This window comes from Vibrio sp. N418 (genome assembly GCF_000222565.1).
Lineage (GTDB): Bacteria > Pseudomonadota > Gammaproteobacteria > Enterobacterales > Vibrionaceae > Vibrio > Vibrio scophthalmi.
Genome location: NZ_AFWD01000098.1, coordinates 97707 through 123531, shown reverse-complemented (window position 1 = coordinate 123531; position 25825 = coordinate 97707). Strand labels below are relative to the sequence as shown.

Genomic DNA, 25825 nt, shown 5'->3' with positions numbered 1-25825 from the left:
GTTTTCAATCAATGCAATTCTTTGCTTGGAATTGCCTTTCAATTCTCGCATCTAAAATCTCGGAGCAAAGCGTTCTCGCTAGTCTCGATTCTCAAATCTCTAAGCGCAGCGTTCTCTATCGTTCTCTATCGATCAAAAAGGGCTGACGATCATCGCCAACCCTTCGGTTATTCATCAGTCTGTGGAACATATTCTCGAAGCGGAGCGTTCTCGCCTCTCAAATTTTTATTTGTCCGTATGGAACTGCTCACACGCCATCATGGTGTTTTCAATTAGGCTCGCAACTGTCATCGGGCCAACACCACCTGGAACAGGGGTAATGAAGCTTGCGTGCTCTTTGGCTTTAGCATATTCCACATCACCAACCAGCTTGCCGCTATCTAAACGGTTAATACCAACATCAATTACCACCGCGCCTTTCTTAATCCAGTCACCCGGAATAAAGTTAGGCTTACCAACAGCAACCACAACCACGTCAGCTTGACGTACATGGCCTTCTAAATCTTTAGTGAAGCGATGGCATGTTGTGGTGGTACAGCCAGCCAAAAGTAGCTCTAGCGTCATTGGGCGGCCAACAATGTTAGAAGCTCCAACGATAACCGCATGTTTACCACGCATCTCGATGTTGTAGCGCTCCATCAGAGTGATAATGCCTTTCGGTGTGCATGAACGTAGCTTTGGAATGCGTTGAGCTAAACGACCGACATTGTATGGGTGGAAACCATCAACATCTTTTTCTGGGTGGATTCGCTCTAACACATGTGTGGTGTCAATACCGGCCGGTAAGGGCAGCTGTACAAGAATGCCGTCAATCGTGTCATCGCCATTCAATTCATCGATCAAGCTTAGTAAGTCTTGTTCATTGGTTGTGGCGGGTAAATCGAATGACTTTGAAACAAAGCCAACTTCTTCACAAGCGCGACGCTTGCTGCCTACATACACCTGTGATGCGGGATCTTCACCCACAAGAACCACAGCCAAACCTGGTGCACGTAAACCCGCTTCCTTGCGCGCTTTCACTCGTGCAGCAACTTCAGATCGCACAGTTTGCGATATCAACTTCCCATCAATGTTTTGAGCTGTCATGACTTTCCTTCAGAAATAGAATGGCGAGTAATACGCGGGGTATTGTCGCAAAAAATTTGACGAACATCTATAAGCAAACGTTTGCTTCGTGGTGTTTTTAATCATAGCCCTCAGTGCTGCCCTTTTTTTAAGCATTCAGATCAGAATGTTACTAAAAGGTCTTGTGTTGCGCGTTCTAACTCGTATAATCCTGCCCTGTAGCGCGCCCTTAGCTCAGCTGGATAGAGCACGTCCCTTCTAAGGATGTGGTCGCAGGTTCGAATCCTGCAGGGCGTGCCATTTATTCTAGAAAGCCCCGATAACTCAATGAGTTGTCGGGGCTTTTGCGATCTGCTGGCGCCGTATCTTCAATTTTGCAGCTATTAGCATGAGCATTAGTTGTCCACAACAGTGCAATGAGGCATACACTAGACCATTTATTCACAATATTGCGCCTCTGCAGGAAGAAGAACACTGGACGACCCATCTTGTAGGTGATTGTACGCTATAAAGTTCATAGTGCGGGCTTTGGTGTTGTAGGTGAGCGCTGTCAGTGTTTTGGCGATGTTTATGCTGTCATCGATATCGATACCAACAAAATCTTGGCAAGCAATGACTTTCAAGAATCCATCACTCATTCGCCATGCTTTCACCACGTTTTCATCACTGTCGTCACTCCAGTCGTGATACAAGTTTATTTGGAATTGGCGAGCATTTTGTTTTATTGCATTACGCACCGGATCGGTGACTTGCAAAAGGTTGATGAAATTTTCAATGTCATCGCGTATGCCGTTGTTGTCCTCATCCGGCCCTGTGAGTGAATCGCTGCGATCGAGGGTGTGTTTAAATCGGTCATACAGCACTTTAAATTGGTCATCAATGGTAGGTTGTTCTTTGAGTGTTTGAGTTAATTCCGATGTATCAGTTGGCGTTGATGGTGCTGACTCTGAGCTGGAAGTTTTGCATCCAGAAAGGGTAAGAATAAATAAACTGGCGATTATTAGTTTCATTATTGGGTGTTTGGTGAATAATTGACCACCTTAGTATCTGTCTCGCCAAATTACACACAATTACAACAATCAGTTAATGCGATGCTTATTGTGCATAGGTGGCCTGTAAGTGCAATTTGTCTCATCGCTAGATCCCTTCTGCCCAAAAACGTTCTGAGAACGAAGGGGCACAACTTACTTTGCCTCTAATTTACCAAGGTTATCTAACCAACGAGTTCTTCAATCTCCTCTAGCTTATTCAGTAGGCTTTGTTTCCTAAATCAGGGAACTAAATCATTAACTTACTATCTGATCAGCTAAGTTCACTCAAATACTTAGACCAATGGCCAAGCCTCGCTACAAAGCAACCAACTGGAAACACTATAACCAAGCTTTAATTAATCGAGTTTCACTGACATGTTGGATTGACGAAGATGCAATCCAACATCTAGCCATTGATGCTACAGGGTTGAAGGTCTATGGCGAAGGGGAGTGGAAAGTCAAAAAGCATGGCACTGACGGGAAGCGTCATTAATCAGAGTGATGTTATTGGCGATCACTCAACATCAATAAAGTAAGTCGATTGTGCTGATGGATTCAAGTAGTGATACTGATCGAGAGTGAGCTCTTTACTGTCCAAGACATTGGTGATGCTCAAACCAAATTCAGCAATATTGATGATGGCTGCTTGGGTGCGAGGCACATTTTGATCATAGATCAATATGTATGGGCTTAGGCGCGTCTCTTTGTTGGTGGAAATAACGACCCCAATTTGATGGTCAGAGAGCTCAACAATGGTGCCTGGCGGATAAACGCCGACAACGCTAATTAACGCCATAATGTCTTTTACATCATGTTGCCCACGGCACTTATTGTATAAGTAGGTCAATGCACTATGGGGGCTATGTTGGCTGTTTACGCCATTACATAGTTTGTCATAAGCATTGGCTAAAATGAGCACGCGTGAGAGTTGATGGATTTCATCTAAGCTCAAACTATTTGGATAGCCGGAACCGTCGTTGAGCTCATGATGTTGCCCAATTAATTTTAAAGCGGCTTCAGGGAATTTCGGGATCTTTGCGCAAATTTTTAGGCTTTTCTCTAAATGAGAAGCGAGCCGCTGGCGATCATCTTCTGCCAGTGGTTCTGGTTTAGACAGCAAACTCATCGGCAACTGACTTTTGCCAATATCGTGATACAACGCAGAGAAGGCCGCTAACTGACATTGCTTGGGGTTAAACCCTTTTGCTTGGCAGATCAAAACCGATAACAACGACACGTTGAGCGAATGGTAATGCAATCGGCTGTAGCCTACAGAATCATTCATTAAATGAATTGCACTGCCGCTCTCGGTATCAATGTTTTTGTAGAGAAAGTTTACTATTGATAACGATTGGTTGATGCTGGGATTTGCACTTAGCTTATCAAGATCAAAAAGGTCTTGAACATCATTAAGCGTGCTGGCAAAGGCCTCTTTAGAGCGATGAATACGGTCTTCAATGGCGGCAAACTGCTTGCAACTGTCTTGCTTTTTAAGCCACATTTGGTCGAGTGCATCTTCTGCAACAGATTCGAGTAAATGCTCATGGCATACCTGTTCTGTTGGAGGGGGATTGCTTGGTTGATCTACCACATCTTGAACATCACTTTTCAGTGCATTAATCGTGATGGTTTTTAGCCCAAGCTGCTTGATGATATTGAGCTGCTCATCACTTTTGATTTTAAAAGAATTGAGTAAGAAAGGGTGCTGGCCCCATTTGAGTGGTAGATAAATATAATGGCCGACACGCAGCTGCTGTACATCAAGTCTTACTTTCATACTCATTCATATCAAAATTAACTGCAATACCTTATTCGCACGAATGCTTGGTATTTTATTTCAGCCTGACTCTACTCCGGAGTCCGGGACTTTTCTATCTTATTTCAGCGGAAAGTTGATGTTGGTGAGCACTATTGCTCATTGCTTAAACCATGCGATGAAATTGAAGCTCAATTTTAACTTAACTGATTGAAAATCAGTCTATTTGGTTGTTGGGTTGAGTTCGTGGGGCTGTTTTGGAGAAAGTGTTTTTGAGACGAAAAGTTTTTGATATGGAGCGAATGAAACGGCTCGGGGAGTGGCTAATGAAATAAGGTGCTCTCGCGATAAACTGAACCTAATGTCATCAACATCAGGTTCAGTTTTGAAAGTTTACTTAGTATGAAAAATTTGCTCGGTTTTTAGAGAGGTCAACGAGCGAATTTGGCGCCAGACGTAGTAAAAGATACCGAACATCATCAGCATGCTAGGGATGGCGATGATCGGGTAGCTGTATAGGGTTAGCTTACCTAACTCCTCATTAAATGCCGTTGTTCCCGCAGGACTGGTGACAATCCAAGTGGCAAGGAAATAGTTCATCGCAGAAGAAAAAGCGAAGGTGCTCGCAAACAGGTAGTTTGATGATACAAGGCAACGGTCGAAAGCAGCTTTACCCCCATTTTGTTGCAAGCGTTCATTAATGAGAGAAAGGTTTAAGATGGTGTCATTAAGGATCATCTTCTGCATGAACGGGTAACGAGTAAAGGTTGAACCTAGAACGGCCAAGCCAATTAGACCCGGAATTAAGGCTTCTTTAAGTGCTAACCAACGTGTATCGAGTTCTAGCAAGCCAATACCACCGGTCAATAAAACGCTGACAAAGCCAAGCGCGGCGATAAAGTTAAACTTCTTGTTGCGGATGAGATCCATGCCACCGTAAACAACGGGGAAAAGCAACGCGACGACAAGTGCCATTGCGGTGCCTAGGTGTTCATCGCCACTAAATTTCATTAAGATAAATGAAGGGATGAAGACGTTAAAGAGGATCTCGAAGAGAGGATTCGACTTTTTCGCGGTCGTGTTATTCATAATTTCCTACTGACTTTACTCTGTCGGCTGCGATTTCAATTCGAGACGAAGTGTCAATTGCCTAGCATCAGATGTAAAGCATTAAAGCGTCGAGTTATGTAACGACTTATGATACTGGTCACGTTTTGGCCTCTCAAAATGAGTAATAGGAAGCCGCCAAGTTTAAATGTCTATCATTCATCTAGGAGCATGTCGGTAGAGATAGTATTTTGCAAAAAAACGCGCATAATCTGGCTATAGAAACCTCAAAGAAGATATTTACTATGACTAACTTTCAATACTACTTTCAGAAACTACCTTGCTTTGGCTGTAAAAAAACGCAAGTGAACGTTGATCTTGGCTGGCTAACGGCAACGATGAAAGAAGATGTTTTAGCACAACTTTCTACGATCATTGCTGAAGGCAACATTGAAGCGGATCTTTCCGTAAACGTGACGTGCACGGCTGCGGAAGCGCGTGATTATCTATTGCTGAATTTCTACGGTTACTCGGAAGAAGAGCTGGATGGCCAGATTGAAGCTGACGATGAGAAAGAAGTCGCAGATGAAATCGCCGAGCTATTGGCTGATGGTAATACTGTTGCTGTATTTGAGCATGACATTGCACTACAAAGCTGTACTGAGTGTGGTATTGAAGATGATGAGTCTATTGAAGAGTAATCGCTTTTCTTCAATGATGTAGCAAGCTTCGATAAAGACTGCTTGTAAACATCGCTCAAGATAATAAGGGCTGATGAGAACGTTCTCATCAGCCCTTGTGCATTTTAAGTTCGCTACTTGTGGCAATGATTTGTTGTTATCTCAACGATTCAATCGCCTTAATCAGCCCTTCAAGTCCTTGCTCCACTTTACTACGCTGACAGCCGACGTTAAAACGCAAATGGTTGCGCCCTAATGGACCATAGGCGTCACCGCGCATGATGGCGATCTTATGATCGTGGATCAGAGCGTGTTGCAGTGCATCCATATCAATTCCTAATGGCGTCAGATCGATCCATGCGAGGTATGTGCCTTGTGGCGGGCAGAAATTCAGTTGCGGAAACGTTTGGTTGAGACGTTCAGCAACCCACTCAAGGTTCTGGCCTAAATACTCTTTGAGTTCACCAAGCCAAGGTGCCCCTTCGCGATAAGCGCTCATCGTGGCAATCACGCCAAAAATAGACGGCGAGGACAAGCCATCGGTCAGTTTGAGGATCTCTAAATACGCTTGCTTGGTCTGCTCACAACCAATCGTGGCATAAGCGCCACTTAGCGCAGGGACGTTAAATGATTTTGAGGCTGAGCTCACTAGCGCCCATCGGTTATCTTGCGCTACTTTTGTCCAAGGAGTGTAAGGCTCAAAGCAAATATCCATGTGGATGTCATCACTGATCACACAGAGTTTATGCCGTTGGGTAATCTCAGCTATTTTGCTCAGTTCTTCTTGGGTCCAAACTTTTCCAGTCGGGTTGTGTGGGTTACACAGCAATAAAATTGTGCAGTTAGGATCGGCCGCTTGTTGTTCCAGCAGTGACCAATTGATCTGATAGTCACTGCGTTGTGCATCTTGTGCTGAACGGGGGATGGCTTGCAGCGGGCTCGGTATCGCGATGCGCTCTGCGCTCTCTATGATCGGCTTGAAGGCATCATAGGCAGGATCAAAATAGAGTATGCCATCACCGGGTTTGGACCAAAGCTGAATCAGACGAGAGATGATGTACATGACCGACGGACCATACACCAAACTCTCTTCATTTAGCTCTGTTTGATATTGGCTGGTAAACCAGTGACAAATGGACTGTTTAAAATCGGCATGATTCCAGCGACTGTAGCCAAAAATACCATGATCTAGTCGTTGCTGTAGCGCTTCGGTGATGCAAGGGGCGGAGGCAAAATCCATATCAGAAATGGTGAAAGGCAATAGATCTGAAAAACCAAAGCGGTCGCCAACATAATCCCACTGCGTAGAGTAAGTATTGAGGCGGTTAGTGGGGGCTGAAAAATCAAAACTCATCGAGCAGTTCCTAAGCAAGGAAGGGGAGAAAGACGCGACGACTTTCATCGCCGCGCCAGCATTACTGCAGGAGCAATAACTCTCGGGGGGGGAAGAGAGTTATTTGTTCAGCAACGCTTGTTCTAAACGGTGTAAACGACGATTTTGTTCAATCATTTTACGAATCAGTTCGCGTTCAGAGAGTGTCGTCATTAGATGATCTTGGGCGTGAACCATGATCATACTCACCACGATTTTCTCACCACAAATTTCTTGACGGATCAGATCAGTTTGCACCGCGTGGGCTTTGCGAACACTGACGTTGCATTGCTCCATCATGGCATCTACTTCGTCAAATTTGCCTTCTTCTGACAGCGATAAAGCCTCATAAGCATAACCCTTCGCTTCGCCTGAATAACTCACGATAGAGATTATGATTTTTTCAAAATCTTCATTCATTTCTTGGGTGTTGCCCATGGGATGTTCCTTGGATTTGATTGATTTCGTTTGATGTATTCACACTATCAGACGCCCGAAAAAAAGCGATGAAACTTGATTTCACAGATTTAGTGAAATCAAGTTTCGTTGACGAAATTAGGCAGATGGCTGTTAATTGAGCCGTAATTTAATACGAATCTGATATACGAATAGAAAGGAAATAATGATGAAGATTTTACTAGTTTGTGCTGGTGGCTTTTCAACCACAATGATGATGGAAGAAATTAAAAAAACGATCAACGGCAGTCAAAAACTGAATTTGGAAGACTTCACGTTAGAGGCTATTTCTGTCGATCGACTAGCAGAAAAAATTAACAATTTTGAAGTGATTCTTGTTGGCCCTCAATTGAGCCATAAATATAAAGCGATTGAAGCATCTGCATTAGAAAACAATAAGCCTTCGGTACTGCTTTCAGCTGAAATTTACGGTGCTATGGATGGTGCAACGGTACTAAAACAAGCACTTCTTGCACACAAAAAGCATCAAATGAGTCTAACGGACTAAGTTTCACGCCTCTCCCTACATAAGTGCGTGATTACCAGTACCCATTATAATAATGAACAAAGGTTATTTATATGAGCCTGTTTGCTTCTTTTGAAAAACTGTTGAGTAGCATATTGCTACCAATTGCAGAAAAAATAGATAAGCAAGTCCATCTGAGTGCAGTAAAAAAAGGTATGGTCGTATTGACGCCTATATTGCTGCTTGGCTCGATGGCATATCCATTAAAAGCACTGAAGAACGTATTTTCTGATTCAGCTGCGGTACAAGAATGGTTTATTAATAATACTTACCTGATCGATCTGTTAATCAAGTTTTCACTTGGCTTTATTGCAATATATACCGTTATTGCCATCGCTTACTTCTTGAGCGAAGGGTATAAAATATACACCGTTGGCGCGATCGCCTTATCGCTCTTCTCCTATCTGATATTGACCACTACGGTTAACCCTGATGGTTCGCTCGATATTCGCTTCTTTGACTCAAAAGGTCTGTTTACAGCGATATTTGTGGCGATTGCCAGTGTGGAAATATATCGGTTCTTTACTGAGAGAAAGCTGGTGATCAGAATGCCTGAAGGCGTGCCAGACTTTGTTTCTAGCTCGTTTGAATTGATCACGCCGACGGCATTTATTGCTGTGCTGTTTATCTCAATCCGCTACTTTGTTGCTGATTTCACTGGTGGTTTATTAGTACCAGAAATCTTGATGGAAGTGTTAGCGCCAGTGGTTGGTAGCCTAGATAACTTGTGGGTTGTGTGGTTTGTGATCATGCTGCGCTTGTTGTTCTGGTTCTTTGGTATTCACTCGGCAGTGCTTAGCCCAATCCTATCTCCTATTTTTGTTCAATATCTGTCAGAAAACATTGCAGCGAAAACATTAGCAGAGGAACTGCCTCACTTTGTGACTGGTGGTACTTTCTCAGCCTTTGTGAACTTTACCGGTTCCGGTGTGACACTAGGTTTAGTCATCGCGATGATGATTGCCAAAACGCAACGTTATCGAAAAGTGGGTCAGGTTTCTTTGGTGCCGAGTCTATTTGGTATTAACGAACCGGTGCTATTTGGTGCACCAATCATCTTAAACCCGATTCTATTTATTCCGTTTGTTTTTGGTGGCTCGCTTATCGGTATCTTCCCACTAGTACTGATGAAATATGGCTTCCTAGCAAAACCGTTCTTTGATCCACCGTATCTACCATTGTTCTTTGAAGGTTATTTAACCGCTTTTGACTGGAGAACACCGTTTGTTCAGGTGGTGCAGATTATGGCTTCTTTCTGTGTTTACTATCCGTTCTTCCGAATTATGGATAAACAAGAAATGATCCGTGAAGCGCAAGTTGAAGCGGAAAAAGAGAAAAAGTCGGTCTTCAGCAAGAAAGATGATGAGTTGCTCGATGAACTGGGACTCGATTTCTAACCCAGCTCGATAACTAACTTAGCTCGATAGCAAACCAATCTGATCTCAATGATGCTCTATCTGCGAGATCAGATTCTTTCTAAGCGGGGAGATGCGAATGCCTACATTCAGTCTAAAGCCGTACCAAGCACAGTTTGATGCGTTGCTGGTAAGCGATAACAATCACAAGCGTTACTTGAGTGGCTTTACCGGTAGTGGTGGTCACTTATTGCTGACCCAAACGGGCGCCGAGTTACTGGTTGCTGGTAAATATTGGCATCAAGTCGCGGAACAAAGTCCACATTGCTACCGAGAGTGTACCGATGACGCAGGTTGGTTACCAACCTTGCAACAGAGGCTGGATTTTCACGGTATTGAACGGTTGGGATTTGAATCACACGCGCTGAGTTATCAAGACTTCGAGTTATTGCAGCAAGGGTTATCTCAGCAACTAGTGCCAACGAGTGATGTCATTGCACCTTTGCGACGTTGTAAATCGAAGCAAGAGATTCGTTTGATCGCAAAAGCGTGTGAGATCACTGAAGCTGCAATTGAGCTTGCGTTGGCCGATTTTCATCTCGGGATGAGTGAGCACCAATTAGCGGCGCATCTTGAGTTTCATGCGCGCATGCTCGGGGCTGACAGCATTGATTTTTTGATTGTCGTCTCAGGAGAACGTGGCGCATTGCCTCATGGCCGCCCGTCAGATCGCCTTATTGCTGATGGTGAACTGGTCACCATTGATTTTGGCGTGGTGTATCAGGGTTACCATTCAGATGTTACGCGCACTTTCTGTATCGGCGCGATTTCTTCTCAGTTACACGATTTATTTACCGCTGTGCATAACGCGCAACGGTTGGGTGTTGAGATGCTTCGTCCCGGCATTCGTGCTGCCGCTGTTGATGAAGCTGTGCGGCACTATCTCACTCAGCTTGGCTATGGTGAGGCGTTTTGCCATGGCCTTGGCCATGGTGTGGGGTTGCAAGGGCACGAGTACCCGCTATTAACCGCAAGTAGCAACGCGCGACTTGAAGCGGGGATGGTGTTAACCATCGAACCAGGCGTTTACCTACAAGGTGTCGGTGGCGCGCGCGTGGAAGACACGCTGGTGATCACTGAAAATGGCTGTGAAAGCTTGACCAAGTTGCCGCGAAAATTACGCGATATTAGCAAAATATCTTGAATTAGCTGTGGTATAGCACAAATCGGCATGAATAAGCCGGGAGTATTAACAATGACAGATTTTAGTTTGTTGGCTCAACTTAATAATGCTCATGGTCCTTCTGGACGGGAAGATGAAGTGAGAAAAGTGATTTGTGATGCGCTTGCGCCGATCGCAGATGAGATAACGTTTGACGGTCTAGGCAGTGTGATTGCTCGCCTTAACCGCCATGCAACCGGTCCTAAGGTAGCAGTTGTCGCACACATGGATGAAGTGGGTTTTTTGATCCGTGAAATTCGCCCAGATGGTCTATTGAAAGTCTTTAAGCTTGGCGGGATTGACCCTGCTGTTGCGATCAATAGTGAGCTCGAAATCAAAACGCGCAGTGGTCAAAAATACACAGGCTTAGTCTGGAGTAATAAAGCGGCCGCGGAATTAACGATTGATGATTTGTGGGTCGATGTTGGTGCGAGCAACGCCGACGATGTATTGTCAATGGGCATTGAAATAGGTGATAGCGCGGTGTTTGCTACACGCCATTTTGATCTCAACAATAGCGGTAATCTTGTGGCTAAAGCACTGGATGATCGCATTGGTTGTTGGCTTGGTATTGAATTAATGCGCACCTTGGCAGATAAAGTCTTGCCATGTGATCTCTATTTTGTCGCGTCTGTACAGGAAGAAGTTGGCACTAAAGGCGGAAAAACGGCGATTGAGCAATTGCGACCGGATGTGGTTTTAGTGCTGGATGTTGCCACGGCGAAACATGTTAGCAGCAGTTCGGGTTCACAACGTATTTATGGCAATGGGCCATGTTTGGTGGTGGCGGATAAAATTGCTCTTGGCCATTACCCATTACTTAATTTTGTTAGCGATGTGGCCAAAGAGTTCGGTATTTCGGTGCAACGTGATTTTCTTGCGGGTGGTGGCACCGATAATGGCCCGGCAACATTGGTTGGCAGTGGCATCGCCGGACTGGCGATTATTTTGCCTGTCCGAAACTGTCACTCGGCGTATACCCAAGTCAGTCAGCACGACGCCACACAGTGTTTGAGCTTGTTACAACAGGTGCTCACTCAACTGGATGAAATGCAGAAAGCGCGCTTGTACCCCTACCACCAATAGGGCTCTCTGGCTCGTTTAACATTGCGAATGGGTCTTGCTCAGTTAAGCGTTGATGTAACTGAAAGACCGCACGCAGATGCTGAACATTATCAATATAGCTAATCATCATTATTTGTCTTACTGGTCGGTTGAAATTGTCGCAGATCGGCTTCGCAAGTGGCAGGTGAGCGATGGCAATGCGGCGTGAATGCGCCGCATTTTTACCATGACAAATCAGCAGCCCATGTTGGGCAAAATAAGCGTGGCTATTGGCATGCATCAATGTTTGTACGCCACTGGCGTAGTCTTTCGTTACCAACCCCATCGTTTCCATTTCACCACTCAACCAGTTTAAGATGGGTGTTAACTCTGAACTGGTTGGCATCTCTTTGTTGTTTCTCAGTGTCACCAGCAAATCATCTAACGCGGGTAGGGTACGGTCATCGATGATCTTATCGCCCATTTGTTTGATTAATTTAGCGACAAATTCTTCTGTATTGAGCTCTCGGCTGCAGCTTTTTGCTATTGATAGCAGTTTCTCCAGTGACATCGGATTTTGACTACGTGCTTCGATAGCCTTATGGATTAATCGCGTTAAGTAACATACCTCTTCATCGCGTAATGGCTCGACCAAATGGTGACCATTTTGGTCGGCAATGAGTTTGATGTGGTCAAATAACTGGCGGGAATAAAGGCTTTGTTCGCCTATTTGAGTATTGAGATTATTTTTAGCTCGATAGACGGCGGTAGTGAGATAAATAACCATGTCATTAAGCAATGTTGTATCGCTTAATAAATCCTCACCACAATAGCGACTAATATCGCTGACGAGTTGGAAAATAAAGCTTTCAGCCTGCAGGCGTTTTTCATAGAACCCATCAGTATTCATACCGCCGAGAAAGTATTCAGCTAAATGCAGCGCTTCAAATCGGTAGCACTCTTGTTGCCAATTCAGTGCGTTTTGGATGTAACCAAATGCCTTGGTGGACTGCAGAAACGAAGCGTTATTTTTACGATTGATCAGCACACCTTGCTGAATGCGAGCCAAGGTGATTATCAAATAAATAGTGAATAAATTTTTGAATTCGTGGCTCAATGAGCAACCAGCGTTTTCCTCGATCCGGCTGACGGCCGGAAAGGCGGGCTGTGGGTTATACTTTTCAATATATGCACGCACAATCGCCACAATATCACGTTCATAGAAATAACGTTTTTGTAGGTAATGCAGCTCATTATTTTTGCAATAGAGATACTTAGAGGCATAACACATCTGCAAGTAACGGATCTGCTTTTCTTTACCGGAAACAAACAGGTGTTGATCGATCACTTCCAATTCAAGATCTAACGCGCGAAAAATCTCGTTGGTATTACGCAGATCCTTATTCAAGGTTGGCCTACTAACGCGTAAGTAGTTTTGAATCTCACAAAGTGGTGTTTCTGGCGCGAACAAAGCCGTCGTCGCGAGGTATTCTTCTCGCTCATATTTGGAAAAGACAAAATTACTGGCTAGGCAATCGCTGAAAAAACGGCTCGGATCGTAAGGGTAATGCAACTCACCTTGCGTAAGTGCAATCGGTGTCATCTCGAGTTTTTCTAGGTAGTAATTGATGTTTTCGATGGCGTAGCGCAGATTACGTGTCGTCATATTAAACACCGCGGCAAGCGCATTGATGGTACTGCTTTGCATCGTCAGTGCCGTGACAATATCAAAGTGCTGTTTATTTAGACTCATCAGATAGTTAGGCTTACTAAAAAGTGGGCTAAGTCTAGCAATATGTGTTGGGTAAAGATGAGAGCTGAACTACGAAAATAAGCCCTTCAATACACGATGTTTCTTAGTGCTGTGAGCATTCTTCCAAATCACGGCTTGTATAGGCGTTGCTGGTAATACCGCTTTCTTCGGCTGTTTCGCGATTCGTACTGAATTGGCAATAGCAATTGATCCGTGCATTAGGAACCGGTTCTTCTCCTCAATGAAAACTCCTTTTCTCCAAAGCTTATCTCTGTTTAACAAATGCTAGTAACCTTGAATTTTCATTTGTTTTCATTTTCTTTTTTCCAAGTTTAAAAATAAAAAGTGAAAATCGAAATTTTTGAGCTAAACACCTACTTCTAACCAGCTATTGTTCGCTTGAGAATAAATGGAATTTACATGGGAAAATATGTGATCTTAATAGCATAATTTCATAAAAGGTATAACGTGTTATGTTAGTGTTATCTGGTTAAGTGGTTGTATTTTAAGTGGTTTATTCTTTTTGTATTATGTGACTGAGTGAGGGCGTCATTGCTTAGATGGAATGATCAAGTGGTTGAGATATAATGCCGATACTTGGATTGCTGAATATTGTGAGTTTAGTCAAGCTTACTATAAAAAGTAATTGCTCAATTAAAGAACATGAAAGAGAATTGCATCAAATGAAAGCAAATGAAAATCTAAGAGCAAGATTATGTGCGTCGAACCAGTTAAAGGGGACGCAACGATGAAAACAGCCATAGAAAGAAGATTAGAAATAGCAAACATGGTTGGCGTGCGTGGGAAAATGCACGTGGATGAACTTGCTGATTATTTTAATGTGACAGGGGCGACGATTCGGGCTGATCTTCGTTTTCTTGATGAAAATGGTTATATCGTTCGCTCACATGGATTTGCTTTAGTTAACCGTGCTGTTCTATCCAAACTTGCGATGTCGGCGACATCCAAAAGCCAAAATGCAAGTTCAGACTTTTATGATTATGTCGCTCAGTCATTTCATAGTGCGTTGGAAGAGAAAAGTACGATTTTCATCGATAGCAGTCCTTTGATAAGAAGAGCGTTGAAGCATGTAAAAGATCTCAAGAGTTCGACCGTGATTACCCGAGATCTCAATTTAATTCAAAATATCCCTCATATAACGGATTGTAAGTTTTTCGTTACCGGTGGGCGTGTGAATACCGAACAAATGAAAATGTCCGGCTCACATATGATTAATAGTTTAAAACAGTATCGATTTAATAATGTTCTCATTCATGTTGAAAGCTTTAATACTAAGTTAGGTGTTTTCTCTAAGAGTGAGTTTGATGCTGAAATGATTCGTTTGTTATGTAAGTTATCTGAGAGAGTCACAATTATTGCTGAGTCTTCAGCATTTATTCATAACGATTCATTTTGGGCATGCGAACCGAATGAAATAGATACTGTTATCACAGATTACGATTTGGATGACGAAACTAAAAAGTCATTGGAATTGAATAATGTAAAAATTTTGAAACTAAGTTCTAATAATTAATTAAGGATATATGCATGGCTAATATCGTTTTAGCACGTATTGATGAACGTCTAATTCATGGTCAAATTCGTTTGCAGTGGGGCAAGCATTCTGGCGCAAATACTATTCTTGTCGCAAATGATGAGATTGCACAAATGGAACCGCTTCAAGCGCCATTTAAAGCCTCAGCAGGAAGTGATTTTGCAGTTCTTTTCCGTACGATAGATCAAACGATAGCCAATTTGCCAAAAGCAGGGATGGACAGAAAGATTCTGTTGCTGTGTAAAAATCCAACTGATTTCTCAAGAATTGTCCAAGGTGGAATTAAATTACCAGAAATTAACATTGGTAATATGCATTTTCATGAAGGACGTGTGGCAGTTAATAAATATATTAACGTCGATAAACATGATATGGCTGCGTTTAATTCTCTGCGTGACCATGGAAGTGTAAGTACTATTCAGCATATGCCTGAAAGTGAAAAAGAATGCATTTTTGAAATGACGAAAGATTTACAAATCTAAGGTGAAATAAAATGTTAATGGAAGCTATTTTAGTCGCCGTTTGGGCGGCGCTGTGTGGCATCGATAAATTCGATGTTTTCACTGGTATTCACAGACCGTTAGTCACCGGTACCGTTGTCGGTCTAATTCTTGGTGATTTACAAATGGGCTTAATTGCAGGCGCGACATTTGAGCTTGCATGGTTAGGTCTTGTCGCAAACGCAGGTGTTCAGCCACCAGATACCACGGTTGGTGCAATCGTAGGTACGATGTTCGCAATCAAACTCGATATGACGCCTGAAGCTGCGATTGGTATGGCAATACCTTTTGCCTTGGCAATGCAAACTTGTGTTCTTTTCCTCTTTACTTCTTGTGCACCAATGATGCAAAAAGCAGATCAATACGCAGAGAGTTTAAACTTAAAAGGTATTGATAAGCTTATATATATCGGTTTGAGTGCGCGTGCATTGCTATACGGTGTGGTTGGTTTCTGTGCTATTTACTTTGGTGCTACTGGCGCTGAATTCATTCAAGAATACCTGCCTCAAAGTATCGTGAAAGGTATGGCGATTGCGGGCGGTATGATGCCAGCGGTCGGTTTTGCAATGTTACTTCGTACTATGTTTAACGTTGCTATTTTACCGTACTTCTTCTTAGGTTTTGTATGCTCGACTTATTTCAATATGCCGATTCTAGGAACAGCGCTTGTGTTTACCTGTGTTGCCGTCCTTGATTACATGAACAATAAAAAGTCTGACACTCCTCAAGCAGCTCAAACACAGGTATTTGATGATGAACTCTAATTCTGAAATGACGATGAATCCTGATCATTACCACGATGATTCAGTAAGTGCAGTAATTAGCAACACGGATAGCTACAGCGATAAAACGGCAACTAAAGTGATTACCAAAAATGATCTGTGGAAAATCGGTTTCCGTGGCTTGTTGATGGAAGGCAACTTTAACTTCAACCGTATGCAAGCAGGTGGTTTTTGTTACTCAATTAGTCCTGCACTGAAAAAGATTCACAAAAACCCAGAAGACCTTAAGAAGGCGTTAAAGAATAACCTTCAGTTTTACAATGCCAACCCGAAAATGTTTACTTTGCCACTTGGTCTTGCAATTGCAATGGAAGAGAGCAAAGAGAAACCATCAACGATTGCCTCAGTAAAAGCAGCGACGATGGGTTCAGTTTCAGGTGTGGGTGATGCGTTAGACCATTCGGTAATGCTGCCTTTAACACTTGCAATCGGTAGTTCGATTGCGTTGCAGGGTAACCCTCTTGGTGTTTTGGTTTTCTTTATTCTGTATCAGTCATACCGTATTCCAATGTATTTCTGGTTATTGTTCCTTGGCTATAACGCGGGTGTATCGGCACTAGAAAAACTGTCAGACCAAGCTGAGAAACTGGGTCGAGCAGCGAACATTGTCGGTCTTGGTGTCATTGGTTCGATGGTTGCGAAATATGTAAAAGTTTCGACGGTCATTGAGCTCGAAGCAGGTGCTGCAGATATTAGTTTGCAAACCGGTATGCTTGATAAGCTAATGCCAAATCTATTGCCAATGGCACTTGTTTGGTTGATGTATTATCTAGTGAAAAAAGGCAAGTCTCCAACGGCACTTATTTTCGGCACTCTATTTGCCGGTGTTGGTGGCCACTTACTGGGTATCTTCTAATAAGGGCTTATTATGATAGGTATTATTGTTTCCGGCCATATTCACTTCGCAACGGGTATGCAATCTGCGGTCGAAGCCATTGTCGGTGAGCAAGCGTCATTAGAGTTTATTGATTTTGTTCCTACAATGACAACAGAACAGTTAGAAGAGCAAATGATCTCTTCGATTGAAAAAATGAATGATGGTTCAGGAGTTTTAATTCTTACAGACGTTCCTGGTGGTTCACCATGTAATCGTGGTGTCGCCATTATGCTAAACCGTGATGATGTCCAAGTGGTTGCTGGTTGTAACTTACCAATGATCACTAATGCATGCTTCGAACGTGATGGTGTCTCTCTTGACGAACTAACGGATATCGTTTGCGAGATTGGTTCTCAGTCTATGAAAGATATGAAGAAAGAACTTGCTCAATTAGAGAATAATAATTCAGATTCATTCGAAGACGAATTGTAAAATCAAATAAGCTCCTAACTTAAATATAGGCACTACTGAGTTTAATTCAATTCTCCCCCCTGAGTTGGATTTGTTTAGTCAGGATAGTAGTGCCTTTTTTTTGCTGTTTAATAAAAGTGATGCCGATTTAATTAATATTAAATTAGTAGAAAAATAGATTAAATAAGGTTACATAATGAATCGTAATCCAATATTAGAACAAATGAAGCGAGTGTATTGTTGGCAGCGTGACAACAGAACTCGATACGTTACTCGTAGTACGGGTAAAAAACGCTTTTTGAAAGCAACGGATTGGGAGCGAGGTGTATTTTGGCTTTCCGTTGCGGATGCTTGGCAGGCAACTAATGACCACGAATACTTAGAAGGTCTTTTAGATTTTTCTCTACATACAGGATTCCGACCAGGGCCATTACCTCGCTTTGCTGATGACCATGTGTGCATGCAAGCGTATCTACCTCTATATCCTTTATTTGATATTCCAGAATCGATTGAATATGCCACTAAAGCGTTAGACCTTATGGTGAATGAACCTAAGCCCGGTCGTGAAGATTGGTGGTGGTGTGATTCGTTATTTATGGCTCCTCCGGTTTTTGCGGGTATGAGCGTTGTAACGGGTGACGACAAGTACCTGAACTACATGGATAAGGCTTGGTGGGATGCAGTCGACAATCTATTCGATCCTGAAACAAATCTTTATTACCGTGATAAACGCTACATCCCTAATGCTGAAGGAACCGAGTTTAGAGAAGCGAATGGCGAGAAGGTATTTTGGAGTCGTGGTATTGGTTGGGTACTGGCCGCTGTTCCTCGCATTCTTGCACACATGCCAGAAGATTTCCCTGCTCGTCCTCGATACATTCAAATGTACTGTGCGCTTGCACAAGAAGTGATCAAGTACCAGCAAGTAGATGGATTTTGGCGCACCAGTTTGTTGGATCCAGAGAGCTACCCAGCCAAAGAAAGCAGTGCTACTTCTCTGTTTTGTTATGGTCTGGCTTGGGGTATTGAACAAGGTTACCTTGATCGTGATACGTACTTACCCGTTGTCAATAAAGCATGGTCTGCACTGGAAGAGTGCATTCATGAAGATGGCATGATTGGTTGGGTTCAATTACCCGCATTTAATCCACGTGATGTGGAATTTGAACACAATATTGATTACGGCGCTGGCGCATTTTTACTTGCAGCTACCGCAGTTCTAGCTCTGACAAGTTAGCATATTGTATTAAGTATCTAAGGTTATTCTCCTAACAAAGTCAGTTGGCTCAATGACTATATTTCTAATAAATAAAACTGTATCGATGTTGGGATATATAAACGCAGGCATTTTGTTCTGTGTCATCAAAGAAGAGATTCGAAATGAAAATTGCTTTAACAATGGAAAATAGCCAAGCGGCTAAAAATGAAATTATCCTAAAAGAACTAGAATTTGTTACTGCGCAAAGTGGTGATGAGGTTTTTAACGTTGGTATGTGTGATGCTGAAGATCACCATCTCACTTATATTCATCTGGGTATTCAAGCGTCGATTCTGTTAGCGGCAAAAGCGGTTGATTTTGTTTTCACAGGCTGTGGCACTGGTCAAGGTGCTTTGATGTCTTGTAATGCTCATGCCAATGTCGTGTGTGGTTACGCATTAGAGCCGTCAGATGCTTTCTTATTCACGCAGATTAATAATGGCAATGCGTTATCATTGGCTTTTGCTAAAAACTTTGGTTGGGCAGCCGAGCTAAATGTTCGCGGTATTTTTGAAAAAGTACTGATGTCTGGTTGTGAAGCTGGACAAGGGTACCCAGTTGAGCGTGCTCTACCTCAACAGCAAAATGCGGCGATTTTGAATGATGTAAAACAAGCAGTAGCAAAAGACTATCTTGAAGGTCTAAAAGCGATTGATGTTGAACTTGTTCGCACTGCTTGTGCGGGTAAGCGCTTCCAACAATGTCTGTTTGAAAATGGTCAAGTGGGCGAAATTGCCGATTACGTACGTACAATTTTGAACTAGTCGTGGCTTAGAAATGTTGTAGCGAAAGACCAATCATTTGATTGGTCTTTTTTTTCAATGCTGAGGGCTATCACGGATTTATTTCGCTAGTCAGGAGGGAAAATGGCAAAGTATATTCCATCATCAGATCGGCCACATATACCGTGTGAGCATCCTGATCTATCAATGCGCTTACAATTGTTTAAGCAAAATCTAATTCGGCTTAAGTATAAAAATTCAAACTTCACTCAACGCGACAGCGAGATCCAGTCTATTTTTGCTCAGCCAGGGGAGCTGAAACATCAATGTGATTCACTGGTAAGTTATGTTGCAGAGGCTTTCCAGCATTATGCCGTATGGGATTATAGCCACGCTTATTATCCCGGGTATTGTAGTCAACAAACGGCAAGATTAGATGCTATGGAAGGGTGTAGCCGCGTACTACCAACCCTTGCTGCTTGGTTACATTCAAACAAAAGCAACAAGGCTGGTTTGTATTCACTGGATCATCAGCCTCTTGATATCGCGGATTGGATGCGACAAGCCTTCGTCGCCGGCACAGATCCAAAGCATGTAGGATATTGGGGCGCAATTGAAAACTATGATCAGAGAATTTGCGAAAGTGCGGATCTGGCGTTGGCATTATGGTTGAGCAAACCATTTGTTTGGGACCATTTTTCTTCGGAGCAACAGCAGCAAGTTGTTGTATGGTTTGAACAACTTAATCAAGCCAAAACAGTTGATAATAACTGGCACTTATTTCCTTTAACGGTTCAATTGGTTTTGAAGTCCCTAACGGGCAATGATCAGATTGATCATCAACGCTATGCCCGTGTTAAGGAATTTTATGTGGGTGATGGTTGGTTTAGAGATGGTGCTAAAGGGAACTATGATTACTATAACGCATGGGGCTTTCATTATTCACTTTATTGGCTTGACCAAATCGATCCTGCGTTTGACCCGAATTTCATTCGCACTGGTTTACGCTTGTTTAGTGATAATGCTCGTTACCTATTTACCGCGCAGGGTTTTCCTATGTTTGGTCGCAGTGCTTGCTATCGTCTCGCTGCCACGGCACCGTTAATCGCCACATTAGATGCTTGCCATGGGTCAATACCGGAGGATTATTTGGGCCAGTTTAAACGAGCGTTTAGAACCAATTTGGATTTCTTTATCACCAACGGTGCGCTGGAAAAAGGTCGTCCCACTCAAGGTCTTTTCGGTGATGACGTCCGATTGACAGATAATTACAGTGGCCCAGCAAGCAGTTTTTGGTCACTCCGGGCATTAAATATCGCGATTTATTGTGGTGATAAAGTCGGCTTGTGGGATGCAAAAGAAATGCCGTTGGAAATTGAAAAGGAGAGCTTTATGTTTTCTTTAAATGGCCCAGACATGCTGGTTGTTGGCATCAAAGAAACTCAGGAGGTAACGGTTTTGTTCAGAGAAGAACATTTACCACAACCTTCACCATTAAATCGGAGGTTGGAATCCCAGTCTTTGTTTAATGCACTGAAAGAGCGAATTTCCGGGCGGGCTGAAAGGCCGAAAAACAATTTGCTGCGAAAAGGAGTAACTTGTTATAGCTCGAAGCTATCATTGTTTCTCTAGCTGCAGGGGTTCTCTAGCAGCATGTTTGAGGGGAACGGCAGATACGATTGAGTCTTCCCCTCATGTTTATGACGTTTATTGATTGTTCACATCATAGCCTAACTGTCTTGATATGTTGTGACCTGCGGTTTGCAGCAATTCAACATAGTAAGAGAGTCGCTTTTGATCAAAACGAATGGTCGGGAATGAGATCGAAAGCCCTGCGATGACCTGACCAAAGCGATCATAAATCGGTGCGGCGATGCAGCGTAACCCAGGCTCTTGTTCTTCGTTGTCTTCGGCGTAATGCTGCTGGCGGACTAACTCAAGTTCTGTCAGTAATTGCGCAGTATTTTGTAAGGTTTTTTCGGTGTGTTTTACAAACGTTACATCGGCAAGCGTTCGCTCGACGAACTCTACGTCACGTTCAGCCAATAAAACTTTACCAATCGCAGTACTATACAGTGGATTGCGGCGACCAATGCGTGATTGCATACTGAGGTTGTAGCCAGAATCGATTTTATGGATGTAGATAATCGCGTCGTCATCCAATGCACCAAGGTGGAGCGCTTCATTGGTTTGCTCAGAGATGTAGCGCATCTCTTTGTCGGCTAAGGCGATAAGATCGACATACTCAAGCGATTTTGCACCCAATTCAAACAGTTTCAAGGTGAGGCCATATTTATCGGCTTCTTCCTCTTGGGAAACGTAACCCAACATTTTCATGGTTTGTAAGAAGCGATAGGTTGTCGCTTTAGACATCATTAAGCGCTGAGAAAGCTCAGAGACACCAATGTCTTTTTGTTCGCCTAACGCCTGAAGAATACTAAATACCTTCATTACCGAAGAGACGGCTTCAGGCTGAGTTGTCTTTTCCATTTTCCTACCTTTGCATATACCTGTGCATGTTCTTGCTCATGCAGAATAGCGCTCATTATACAGAGCGTGTTTGCTTCGGCTAGTTTTTTAAAAAGCCATTTCATTTAATTGAAACGTCGTTTTACTTTTTGGTGCAAAATTGTGATGGCGATAGTTATTTTTGAAACGCCATTTCAAAAATAACTATACAGCATTTTGATGTATTGTTATTTTGCTTGCATACAGTGAACAGGCGCTCAGAAAAGAGCCAGAATATTGCACAGCATTTAAGGAAATAACATGATTTTGGATTCATTTAATTTACAAGGCAAAGTCGCCATCGTAACGGGTTGTGATACAGGTTTAGGCCAAGGTATGGCATTGGGTTTAGCAAATGCAGGTTGTGACATTGTTGGGGTTAACATTGTTGAACCAACTGAAACAATCCAAATGATTGAGCAGACTGGCCGCAAGTTTATTGACGTTCGCGCGAACTTGATGAAGCTTGATGATATTCCAGCCATCGTTGACCGTGCGGTGACAGAACTAGGCCGTATCGACGTACTAGTGAATAACGCAGGTATCATCCGCCGCAACGATGCGATTGATTTTTCAGAACAAGATTGGGATGACGTCATGAATATCAACGTCAAGTCTGTCTTTTTCCTATCTCAAGCTGTCGCAAAACAATTTATTGCTCAAGGTGAAGGCGGCAAAATTATTAATATCGCATCAATGTTGTCTTTCCAAGGCGGTATCCGTGTACCTTCTTACACCACGTCTAAGAGTGGTGTGATGGGCGTGACTCGTCTCATGGCAAACGAGTGGGCGAAACACAATATCAACGTTAATGCGATTGCCCCGGGTTACATGGCAACCAACAACACCGCGGCTTTACGTGCTGATGAATCGCGTAACAAAGAGATTCTCGATCGCATCCCAGCAGGTCGCTGGGGTAAGCCTGCTGACTTGGCAGGTCCTTGTGTGTTCTTGGCATCAAATGCGTCTGATTACATCAATGGCTATACCATTGCCGTGGATGGCGGCTGGTTATCTCGCTAACGATTTAAAGTGACCGCTAAAGGCAATGAATAGAAAAGGCGTTAGTGATGATTGTCGATTTTATAAGTGACCAATCATTATTGGCTCAAACTTTTGGCTTGATTAGTTTTGCCTTAGGTTTATCGACGTTCTATCAAAAAAACGACCGTCGATTAAAGATCGTTATGCTGATATTAAACCTTAACCATCTTATTCACTATCTGTTGATGGGCTCGGCTGTATCGGCACTTAGCGCACTATTGTCGGCATTACGCACTGCTACAGCGATTTACATTTCTTCCGCTTGGGTCGCGTTGGGGTTCATTACGGTCAGCATGAGTTTAGGTTTTTCTCTTGCCGATTCTATATGGGATCTCTGGCCAATTTTGGGCACAGTTATTGGTACTTATTCGGTGTTCATGCTGCAAGGCATCGTGATGCGCTTAGCGTTTCTTGCCGGAGCAACATGTTGGCTGATTAACAATATTCTGATTGGGTCGATAGGAGGTACGTTATTAGAGGTGAGTGTTATCAGTATCAATGTCGTGACGATAATGCGCTTACTAAAAGATAAAAAGCAGTTAGTGGCCACTAATCAATAAGCCTGCATTAGTCAGTAATATAAACGCAAATTTTAGATTTATCGGGAAAATTCAAGCTGGCCTTTGAGCTGGCTTTTTTCTTGGTAGTACCAAATGCTATAGGGGTTGTATGAAGCATATTAAACGAGTCGCTATCATTGGCGAGTGTATGGTCGAGTTGAAAAAAAATAACGGTGTTCTCGAACAAGGGTTTGGCGGCGATACACTCAACACAGCCGTTTATCTTTCTCGTTTAACACAACAGCGAGGTGTAACAACGTCGTATGTGACTGGCTTAGGCCACGACCCATTCAGTAAAGAGATGTTGGCGTCTTGGCATCATGAATCATTGAATACCGATATGGTGTTTATTTCAGAAAACAAATTGCCGGGAATGTACGCAATTGAAACAGCAGAAGATGGCGAGCGTAGTTTTTTTTATTGGCGTAATGACTCTGCCGCTAAGTACTGGTTACGTGAACATACCATGACCGAGCTAAGCGAGGCGTTGTGTCAGCAACAGATGATCTATCTAAGTGGTATTAGCTTGGCGATTTTACCTGAGGATTGTCGCCGATCCTTGATTGAATTGCTGAGGAACGCTCGGGCTAAAGGTGTAAGCATTGCCTTCGATAATAACTATCGACCAACACTTTGGAATAATAAAGAAGAAGCAATACAAGCCTATAAGCAGGTATTAGCCCTGACGGATATCGCTTTCCTCACGTTTGACGATGAACAAGCACTCTATGGTGATGACCTAGAGCAACAAGCGATTGAGCGCACTCAAGCATTAGGTGTGCAAGAAATTGTGATTAAGCGTGGGGCCGAGGCGTGTTTGGTTATATCTAAACAGGGTATTGATTCGATTGCACCAATCCCGGTGACAAACATTATTGATACGACCGCCGCCGGTGATTCATTCAGTGCGGGTTATCTTGCGAAACGTATTTTGGGTGGTGATATGCAAGAATCTGCAAAGGCTGGGCATACCCTAGCGGGAACGGTTATCCAGCATCGTGGAGCAATTATTTCTCCAGACTTAATGCCGATGATTTAGTGGGTGGCGAATTGCATTCTCTACCCTTATTTAAATTACTCATGTTATGGAAATAAAGATGAAAACGCTTAATCAACAATTAACCGAAATACAAGTTGTCCCAGTCATCGCGATTAAAGATGCCTCAAAAGCGGCCAAACTCGCACAAGTTTTGATTGAAAATGGATTGCCGTGTGCGGAAGTGACCTTCCGTACCGAACAAGCGGTGCAAGCGATTAAAAATATGCGTGAAGCTTACCCTGAAATGCTTATTGGTGCTGGTACGGTATTAACTAGCGAGCAAGTCGATCAAGCAATAGAAGCAGGTGTTGATTTTATTGTTAGTCCTGGGTTTAACCCAACCACCGTAAAATATTGTCAGCAACGGGGCGTGGCTATCGTACCGGGCGTCAATAACCCAAGCTTAGTTGAGCAAGCGATGGAAATGGGACTCACCACATTGAAGTTTTTCCCTGCAGAGCCTTCTGGCGGCACGGGCATGCTCAAAGCTTTATCTGCGGTTTACCCTGTTAAATTCATGCCAACGGGTGGTGTGAGCCCTTCAAATGTTAAAGAGTACCTTGCGATCCCTTCCGTATTGGCATGTGGCGGAACTTGGATGGTACCCAATGATTTGATTGAAAATGAGCAATGGGATGAGCTAGCAGCGCTAGTGGCCGAAGTGGCCAATATCATTCGCTAGTAAGTATTAGTTAGAACATAGGTTCTGATTTTTCCCTGATGACACAGGGAGTGAATAAGGAAAATGATATGTTATTTGGAAATGTTGAACAGTTAGACTTAATTCCTTACGCTTCGAACAAATTGCATTCTATTATTGCTGAAGCAATAGCCTTAGTGAATGAAAACGCAGATGGTAAATACCCGTTAAGTGACGATGAAACGTTTGTTATTTTAGTCTCGGCACAAACTGAACCACGTGAGCAGCGGATGGCTGAGATCCATAAAAAATACGTCGATGTGCAAATTGTACTACAGGGCGAAGAGTGTTTTGGTTACTCAAATCGTTTAGCGGCAGAACCTTCGGCGTTGGTCGAGTTGGAGAATGATTTGTTGCTAATTGATGAGGTGGAGCAAGAGAACTTCGTTGATCTTCATGCTAATGATTTTGTGGTGTTTTTCCCTAATCAAATCCATCGTCCACTTTGTGCGGTTAACCAACCTCAAGCCGTACGTAAAGCTATCATTAAGATCCCGCATCATTTGCTAACAGCGCACTGATTTTTGTGCACTGCTTTTGATTACTAAAAAGGCTGAATCTG

General features: G+C 43.1%; 26 protein-coding genes, 1 tRNA gene and 1 pseudogene. 20 read left to right on the top strand and 8 right to left on the bottom strand.

Annotated elements, in window-relative coordinates:
• Positions 1-225 precede the first annotated feature (225 nt).
• Positions 226-1086, bottom strand: a complete 861-nt coding sequence (folD, locus tag RH86_RS19400; RefSeq protein WP_005594575.1) for a bifunctional methylenetetrahydrofolate dehydrogenase/methenyltetrahydrofolate cyclohydrolase FolD — start codon at positions 1084-1086, stop codon at positions 226-228.
• Positions 1087-1288: 202 nt separating this feature from the next.
• Here folD and RH86_RS19395 point away from each other — a divergent pair.
• Positions 1289-1365, top strand: a tRNA-Arg gene (locus RH86_RS19395).
• A 137-nt stretch (positions 1366-1502) separates the two neighbouring features.
• Here the strand turns inward: RH86_RS19395 and RH86_RS19390 are convergent.
• Positions 1503-2075, bottom strand: coding sequence for a hypothetical protein (locus tag RH86_RS19390; RefSeq protein WP_009388116.1), 573 nt, complete (start codon positions 2073-2075; stop codon positions 1503-1505).
• A gap of 322 nt (positions 2076-2397) precedes the next feature.
• On the opposite strand from RH86_RS19390, the pseudogene RH86_RS19385 reads away from it, so the two are divergent.
• A pseudogene (locus RH86_RS19385) lies at positions 2398-2583 on the top strand (hypothetical protein); the annotation flags it as partial.
• Positions 2584-2610: 27 nt separating this feature from the next.
• Here the strand turns inward: RH86_RS19385 and RH86_RS19380 are convergent.
• Both RH86_RS19380 and RH86_RS19375 read right to left on the bottom strand, forming a co-directional pair.
• Positions 2611-3873 (bottom strand): HD-GYP domain-containing protein, encoded by a 1263-nt coding sequence (locus tag RH86_RS19380; RefSeq protein WP_223296371.1) that lies wholly within the window; start codon positions 3871-3873, stop codon positions 2611-2613.
• 372 nt (positions 3874-4245) lie between these two features.
• Positions 4246-4941: a VC0807 family protein gene (locus RH86_RS19375; protein WP_009388113.1), complete on the bottom strand. Its 696-nt coding sequence runs from the start codon at positions 4939-4941 to the stop codon at positions 4246-4248.
• A 263-nt stretch (positions 4942-5204) separates the two neighbouring features.
• Between RH86_RS19375 and RH86_RS19370 the strand changes: the two genes are divergently transcribed.
• A complete protein-coding gene (locus tag RH86_RS19370; RefSeq protein ID WP_009388112.1) occupies positions 5205-5600 on the top strand; it encodes a hypothetical protein in 396 nt (131 codons plus the stop codon).
• A 136-nt stretch (positions 5601-5736) separates the two neighbouring features.
• Here RH86_RS19370 and RH86_RS19365 read toward each other — a convergent pair whose 3' ends face one another.
• Positions 5737-6933, bottom strand: a complete 1197-nt coding sequence (locus RH86_RS19365; protein WP_009388111.1) for a MalY/PatB family protein — start codon at positions 6931-6933, stop codon at positions 5737-5739.
• 99 nt (positions 6934-7032) lie between these two features.
• A complete protein-coding gene (locus tag RH86_RS19360; RefSeq protein WP_009388110.1) occupies positions 7033-7389 on the bottom strand; it encodes a PTS lactose/cellobiose transporter subunit IIA in 357 nt (118 codons plus the stop codon).
• Between the two features lie 184 nt (positions 7390-7573).
• Between RH86_RS19360 and RH86_RS19355 the strand changes: the two genes are divergently transcribed.
• The 4 genes from RH86_RS19355 to RH86_RS19340 all read left to right on the top strand — a co-directional run bounded on the left by RH86_RS19355 (position 7574) and on the right by RH86_RS19340 (position 11596).
• On the top strand, positions 7574-7915 hold the full coding sequence (locus RH86_RS19355; RefSeq protein WP_223296370.1) for a PTS sugar transporter subunit IIB: 342 nt from the start codon (positions 7574-7576) through the stop codon (positions 7913-7915).
• Positions 7916-7986: 71 nt separating this feature from the next.
• Positions 7987-9330 carry a PTS sugar transporter subunit IIC gene (locus tag RH86_RS19350; protein WP_006714162.1) on the top strand — a complete coding sequence of 448 codons (1344 nt, stop codon included), beginning with the start codon at positions 7987-7989 and terminating at the stop codon, positions 9328-9330.
• A 97-nt stretch (positions 9331-9427) separates the two neighbouring features.
• The gene (locus RH86_RS19345) at positions 9428-10492 is read left to right on the top strand and encodes a M24 family metallopeptidase (RefSeq protein ID WP_009388109.1); all 1065 of its coding nucleotides are present in this window, start codon (positions 9428-9430) and stop codon (positions 10490-10492) included.
• Between the two features lie 51 nt (positions 10493-10543).
• A complete protein-coding gene (locus RH86_RS19340) occupies positions 10544-11596 on the top strand; it encodes a M42 family metallopeptidase (protein WP_009388108.1) in 1053 nt (350 codons plus the stop codon).
• On the opposite strand, the gene RH86_RS19335 is transcribed toward RH86_RS19340, so the two are convergent.
• A complete protein-coding gene (locus RH86_RS19335) occupies positions 11544-13307 on the bottom strand; it encodes a BglG family transcription antiterminator (RefSeq protein WP_009388107.1) in 1764 nt (587 codons plus the stop codon). The two genes, RH86_RS19340 and RH86_RS19335, sit on opposite strands and share 53 nt — an antisense overlap.
• 748 nt (positions 13308-14055) lie before the next feature.
• On the opposite strand from RH86_RS19335, the gene RH86_RS19325 reads away from it, so the two are divergent.
• From RH86_RS19325 to RH86_RS19290, 8 genes are all read left to right on the top strand, one after another.
• Positions 14056-14841: a DeoR/GlpR family DNA-binding transcription regulator gene (locus RH86_RS19325; RefSeq protein WP_223296369.1), complete on the top strand. Its 786-nt coding sequence runs from the start codon at positions 14056-14058 to the stop codon at positions 14839-14841.
• Positions 14842-14855: 14 nt separating this feature from the next.
• Positions 14856-15344 (top strand): PTS sugar transporter subunit IIB, encoded by a 489-nt coding sequence (locus RH86_RS19320; protein WP_009388104.1) that lies wholly within the window; start codon positions 14856-14858, stop codon positions 15342-15344.
• A gap of 11 nt (positions 15345-15355) precedes the next feature.
• Complete coding sequence (gene agaW, locus RH86_RS19315; protein ID WP_005594611.1) at positions 15356-16126, top strand: PTS N-acetylgalactosamine transporter subunit IIC; 771 nt, start codon at positions 15356-15358, stop codon at positions 16124-16126.
• Positions 16116-17000, top strand: coding sequence for a PTS system mannose/fructose/sorbose family transporter subunit IID (locus RH86_RS19310; protein ID WP_005594613.1), 885 nt, complete (start codon positions 16116-16118; stop codon positions 16998-17000). The genes agaW and RH86_RS19310 overlap by 11 nt, the downstream gene beginning before the upstream one ends.
• Positions 17001-17012: 12 nt before the next feature.
• On the top strand, positions 17013-17453 hold the full coding sequence (gene agaF / locus RH86_RS19305; protein WP_005594615.1) for a PTS galactosamine/N-acetylgalactosamine transporter subunit IIA: 441 nt from the start codon (positions 17013-17015) through the stop codon (positions 17451-17453).
• Between the two features lie 175 nt (positions 17454-17628).
• Positions 17629-18669, top strand: a complete 1041-nt coding sequence (locus RH86_RS19300; protein ID WP_009388103.1) for a glycoside hydrolase family 105 protein — start codon at positions 17629-17631, stop codon at positions 18667-18669.
• A gap of 143 nt (positions 18670-18812) precedes the next feature.
• Positions 18813-19454 (top strand): RpiB/LacA/LacB family sugar-phosphate isomerase, encoded by a 642-nt coding sequence (locus tag RH86_RS19295; RefSeq protein ID WP_009388102.1) that lies wholly within the window; start codon positions 18813-18815, stop codon positions 19452-19454.
• A 102-nt stretch (positions 19455-19556) separates the two neighbouring features.
• Complete coding sequence (locus tag RH86_RS19290) at positions 19557-21044, top strand: DUF2264 domain-containing protein (protein WP_009388101.1); 1488 nt, start codon at positions 19557-19559, stop codon at positions 21042-21044.
• Positions 21045-21119: 75 nt separating this feature from the next.
• Here RH86_RS19290 and kdgR read toward each other — a convergent pair whose 3' ends face one another.
• Positions 21120-21902: a DNA-binding transcriptional regulator KdgR gene (kdgR, locus tag RH86_RS19285; protein WP_009388100.1), complete on the bottom strand. Its 783-nt coding sequence runs from the start codon at positions 21900-21902 to the stop codon at positions 21120-21122.
• Positions 21903-22181: 279 nt separating this feature from the next.
• Here kdgR and kduD point away from each other — a divergent pair, with 279 nt between their 5' ends.
• The 5 genes from kduD (at position 22182) to RH86_RS19260 (ending at position 25784) form a co-directional block, all read left to right on the top strand.
• Positions 22182-22943 (top strand): 2-dehydro-3-deoxy-D-gluconate 5-dehydrogenase KduD, encoded by a 762-nt coding sequence (gene kduD, locus RH86_RS19280; protein WP_009388099.1) that lies wholly within the window; start codon positions 22182-22184, stop codon positions 22941-22943.
• 47 nt (positions 22944-22990) lie between these two features.
• Positions 22991-23524: a YgjV family protein gene (locus tag RH86_RS19275; RefSeq protein WP_009388098.1), complete on the top strand. Its 534-nt coding sequence runs from the start codon at positions 22991-22993 to the stop codon at positions 23522-23524.
• Positions 23525-23633: 109 nt separating this feature from the next.
• Positions 23634-24563: a sugar kinase gene (locus RH86_RS19270; protein ID WP_009388097.1), complete on the top strand. Its 930-nt coding sequence runs from the start codon at positions 23634-23636 to the stop codon at positions 24561-24563.
• A 58-nt stretch (positions 24564-24621) separates the two neighbouring features.
• Positions 24622-25245: a bifunctional 4-hydroxy-2-oxoglutarate aldolase/2-dehydro-3-deoxy-phosphogluconate aldolase gene (locus RH86_RS19265; RefSeq protein WP_009388096.1), complete on the top strand. Its 624-nt coding sequence runs from the start codon at positions 24622-24624 to the stop codon at positions 25243-25245.
• 68 nt (positions 25246-25313) lie between these two features.
• Positions 25314-25784, top strand: coding sequence for a YhcH/YjgK/YiaL family protein (locus RH86_RS19260; protein WP_009388095.1), 471 nt, complete (start codon positions 25314-25316; stop codon positions 25782-25784).
• Positions 25785-25825: the final 41 nt, after the last annotated feature.

Coding starts and splice junctions, on each gene's coding strand:
- RH86_RS19370 (WP_009388112.1), top strand. CDS start 5,205: ATGACTAACTTTCAATACTACTTTCAGAAACTACCTTGCTTTGGCTGT.
- agaF (WP_005594615.1), top strand. CDS start 17,013: ATGATAGGTATTATTGTTTCCGGCCATATTCACTTCGCAACGGGTATG.
- RH86_RS19310 (WP_005594613.1), top strand. CDS start 16,116: ATGAACTCTAATTCTGAAATGACGATGAATCCTGATCATTACCACGAT.
- RH86_RS19260 (WP_009388095.1), top strand. CDS start 25,314: ATGTTATTTGGAAATGTTGAACAGTTAGACTTAATTCCTTACGCTTCG.
- RH86_RS19345 (WP_009388109.1), top strand. CDS start 9,428: ATGCCTACATTCAGTCTAAAGCCGTACCAAGCACAGTTTGATGCGTTG.
- agaW (WP_005594611.1), top strand. CDS start 15,356: ATGTTAATGGAAGCTATTTTAGTCGCCGTTTGGGCGGCGCTGTGTGGC.
- RH86_RS19375 (WP_009388113.1), bottom strand. CDS start 4,941: ATGAATAACACGACCGCGAAAAAGTCGAATCCTCTCTTCGAGATCCTC.
- RH86_RS19325 (WP_223296369.1), top strand. CDS start 14,056: ATGAAAACAGCCATAGAAAGAAGATTAGAAATAGCAAACATGGTTGGC.
- RH86_RS19320 (WP_009388104.1), top strand. CDS start 14,856: ATGGCTAATATCGTTTTAGCACGTATTGATGAACGTCTAATTCATGGT.
- kduD (WP_009388099.1), top strand. CDS start 22,182: ATGATTTTGGATTCATTTAATTTACAAGGCAAAGTCGCCATCGTAACG.
- RH86_RS19350 (WP_006714162.1), top strand. CDS start 7,987: ATGAGCCTGTTTGCTTCTTTTGAAAAACTGTTGAGTAGCATATTGCTA.
- RH86_RS19355 (WP_223296370.1), top strand. CDS start 7,574: ATGATGAAGATTTTACTAGTTTGTGCTGGTGGCTTTTCAACCACAATG.
- kdgR (WP_009388100.1), bottom strand. CDS start 21,902: ATGGAAAAGACAACTCAGCCTGAAGCCGTCTCTTCGGTAATGAAGGTA.
- RH86_RS19365 (WP_009388111.1), bottom strand. CDS start 6,933: ATGAGTTTTGATTTTTCAGCCCCCACTAACCGCCTCAATACTTACTCT.
- RH86_RS19335 (WP_009388107.1), bottom strand. CDS start 13,307: ATGAGTCTAAATAAACAGCACTTTGATATTGTCACGGCACTGACGATG.
- RH86_RS19295 (WP_009388102.1), top strand. CDS start 18,813: ATGAAAATTGCTTTAACAATGGAAAATAGCCAAGCGGCTAAAAATGAA.
- RH86_RS19360 (WP_009388110.1), bottom strand. CDS start 7,389: ATGGGCAACACCCAAGAAATGAATGAAGATTTTGAAAAAATCATAATC.
- folD (WP_005594575.1), bottom strand. CDS start 1,086: ATGACAGCTCAAAACATTGATGGGAAGTTGATATCGCAAACTGTGCGA.
- RH86_RS19265 (WP_009388096.1), top strand. CDS start 24,622: ATGAAAACGCTTAATCAACAATTAACCGAAATACAAGTTGTCCCAGTC.
- RH86_RS19300 (WP_009388103.1), top strand. CDS start 17,629: ATGAATCGTAATCCAATATTAGAACAAATGAAGCGAGTGTATTGTTGG.
- RH86_RS19390 (WP_009388116.1), bottom strand. CDS start 2,075: ATGAAACTAATAATCGCCAGTTTATTTATTCTTACCCTTTCTGGATGC.
- RH86_RS19380 (WP_223296371.1), bottom strand. CDS start 3,873: ATGAAAGTAAGACTTGATGTACAGCAGCTGCGTGTCGGCCATTATATT.
- RH86_RS19270 (WP_009388097.1), top strand. CDS start 23,634: ATGAAGCATATTAAACGAGTCGCTATCATTGGCGAGTGTATGGTCGAG.
- RH86_RS19340 (WP_009388108.1), top strand. CDS start 10,544: ATGACAGATTTTAGTTTGTTGGCTCAACTTAATAATGCTCATGGTCCT.
- RH86_RS19290 (WP_009388101.1), top strand. CDS start 19,557: ATGGCAAAGTATATTCCATCATCAGATCGGCCACATATACCGTGTGAG.
- RH86_RS19275 (WP_009388098.1), top strand. CDS start 22,991: ATGATTGTCGATTTTATAAGTGACCAATCATTATTGGCTCAAACTTTT.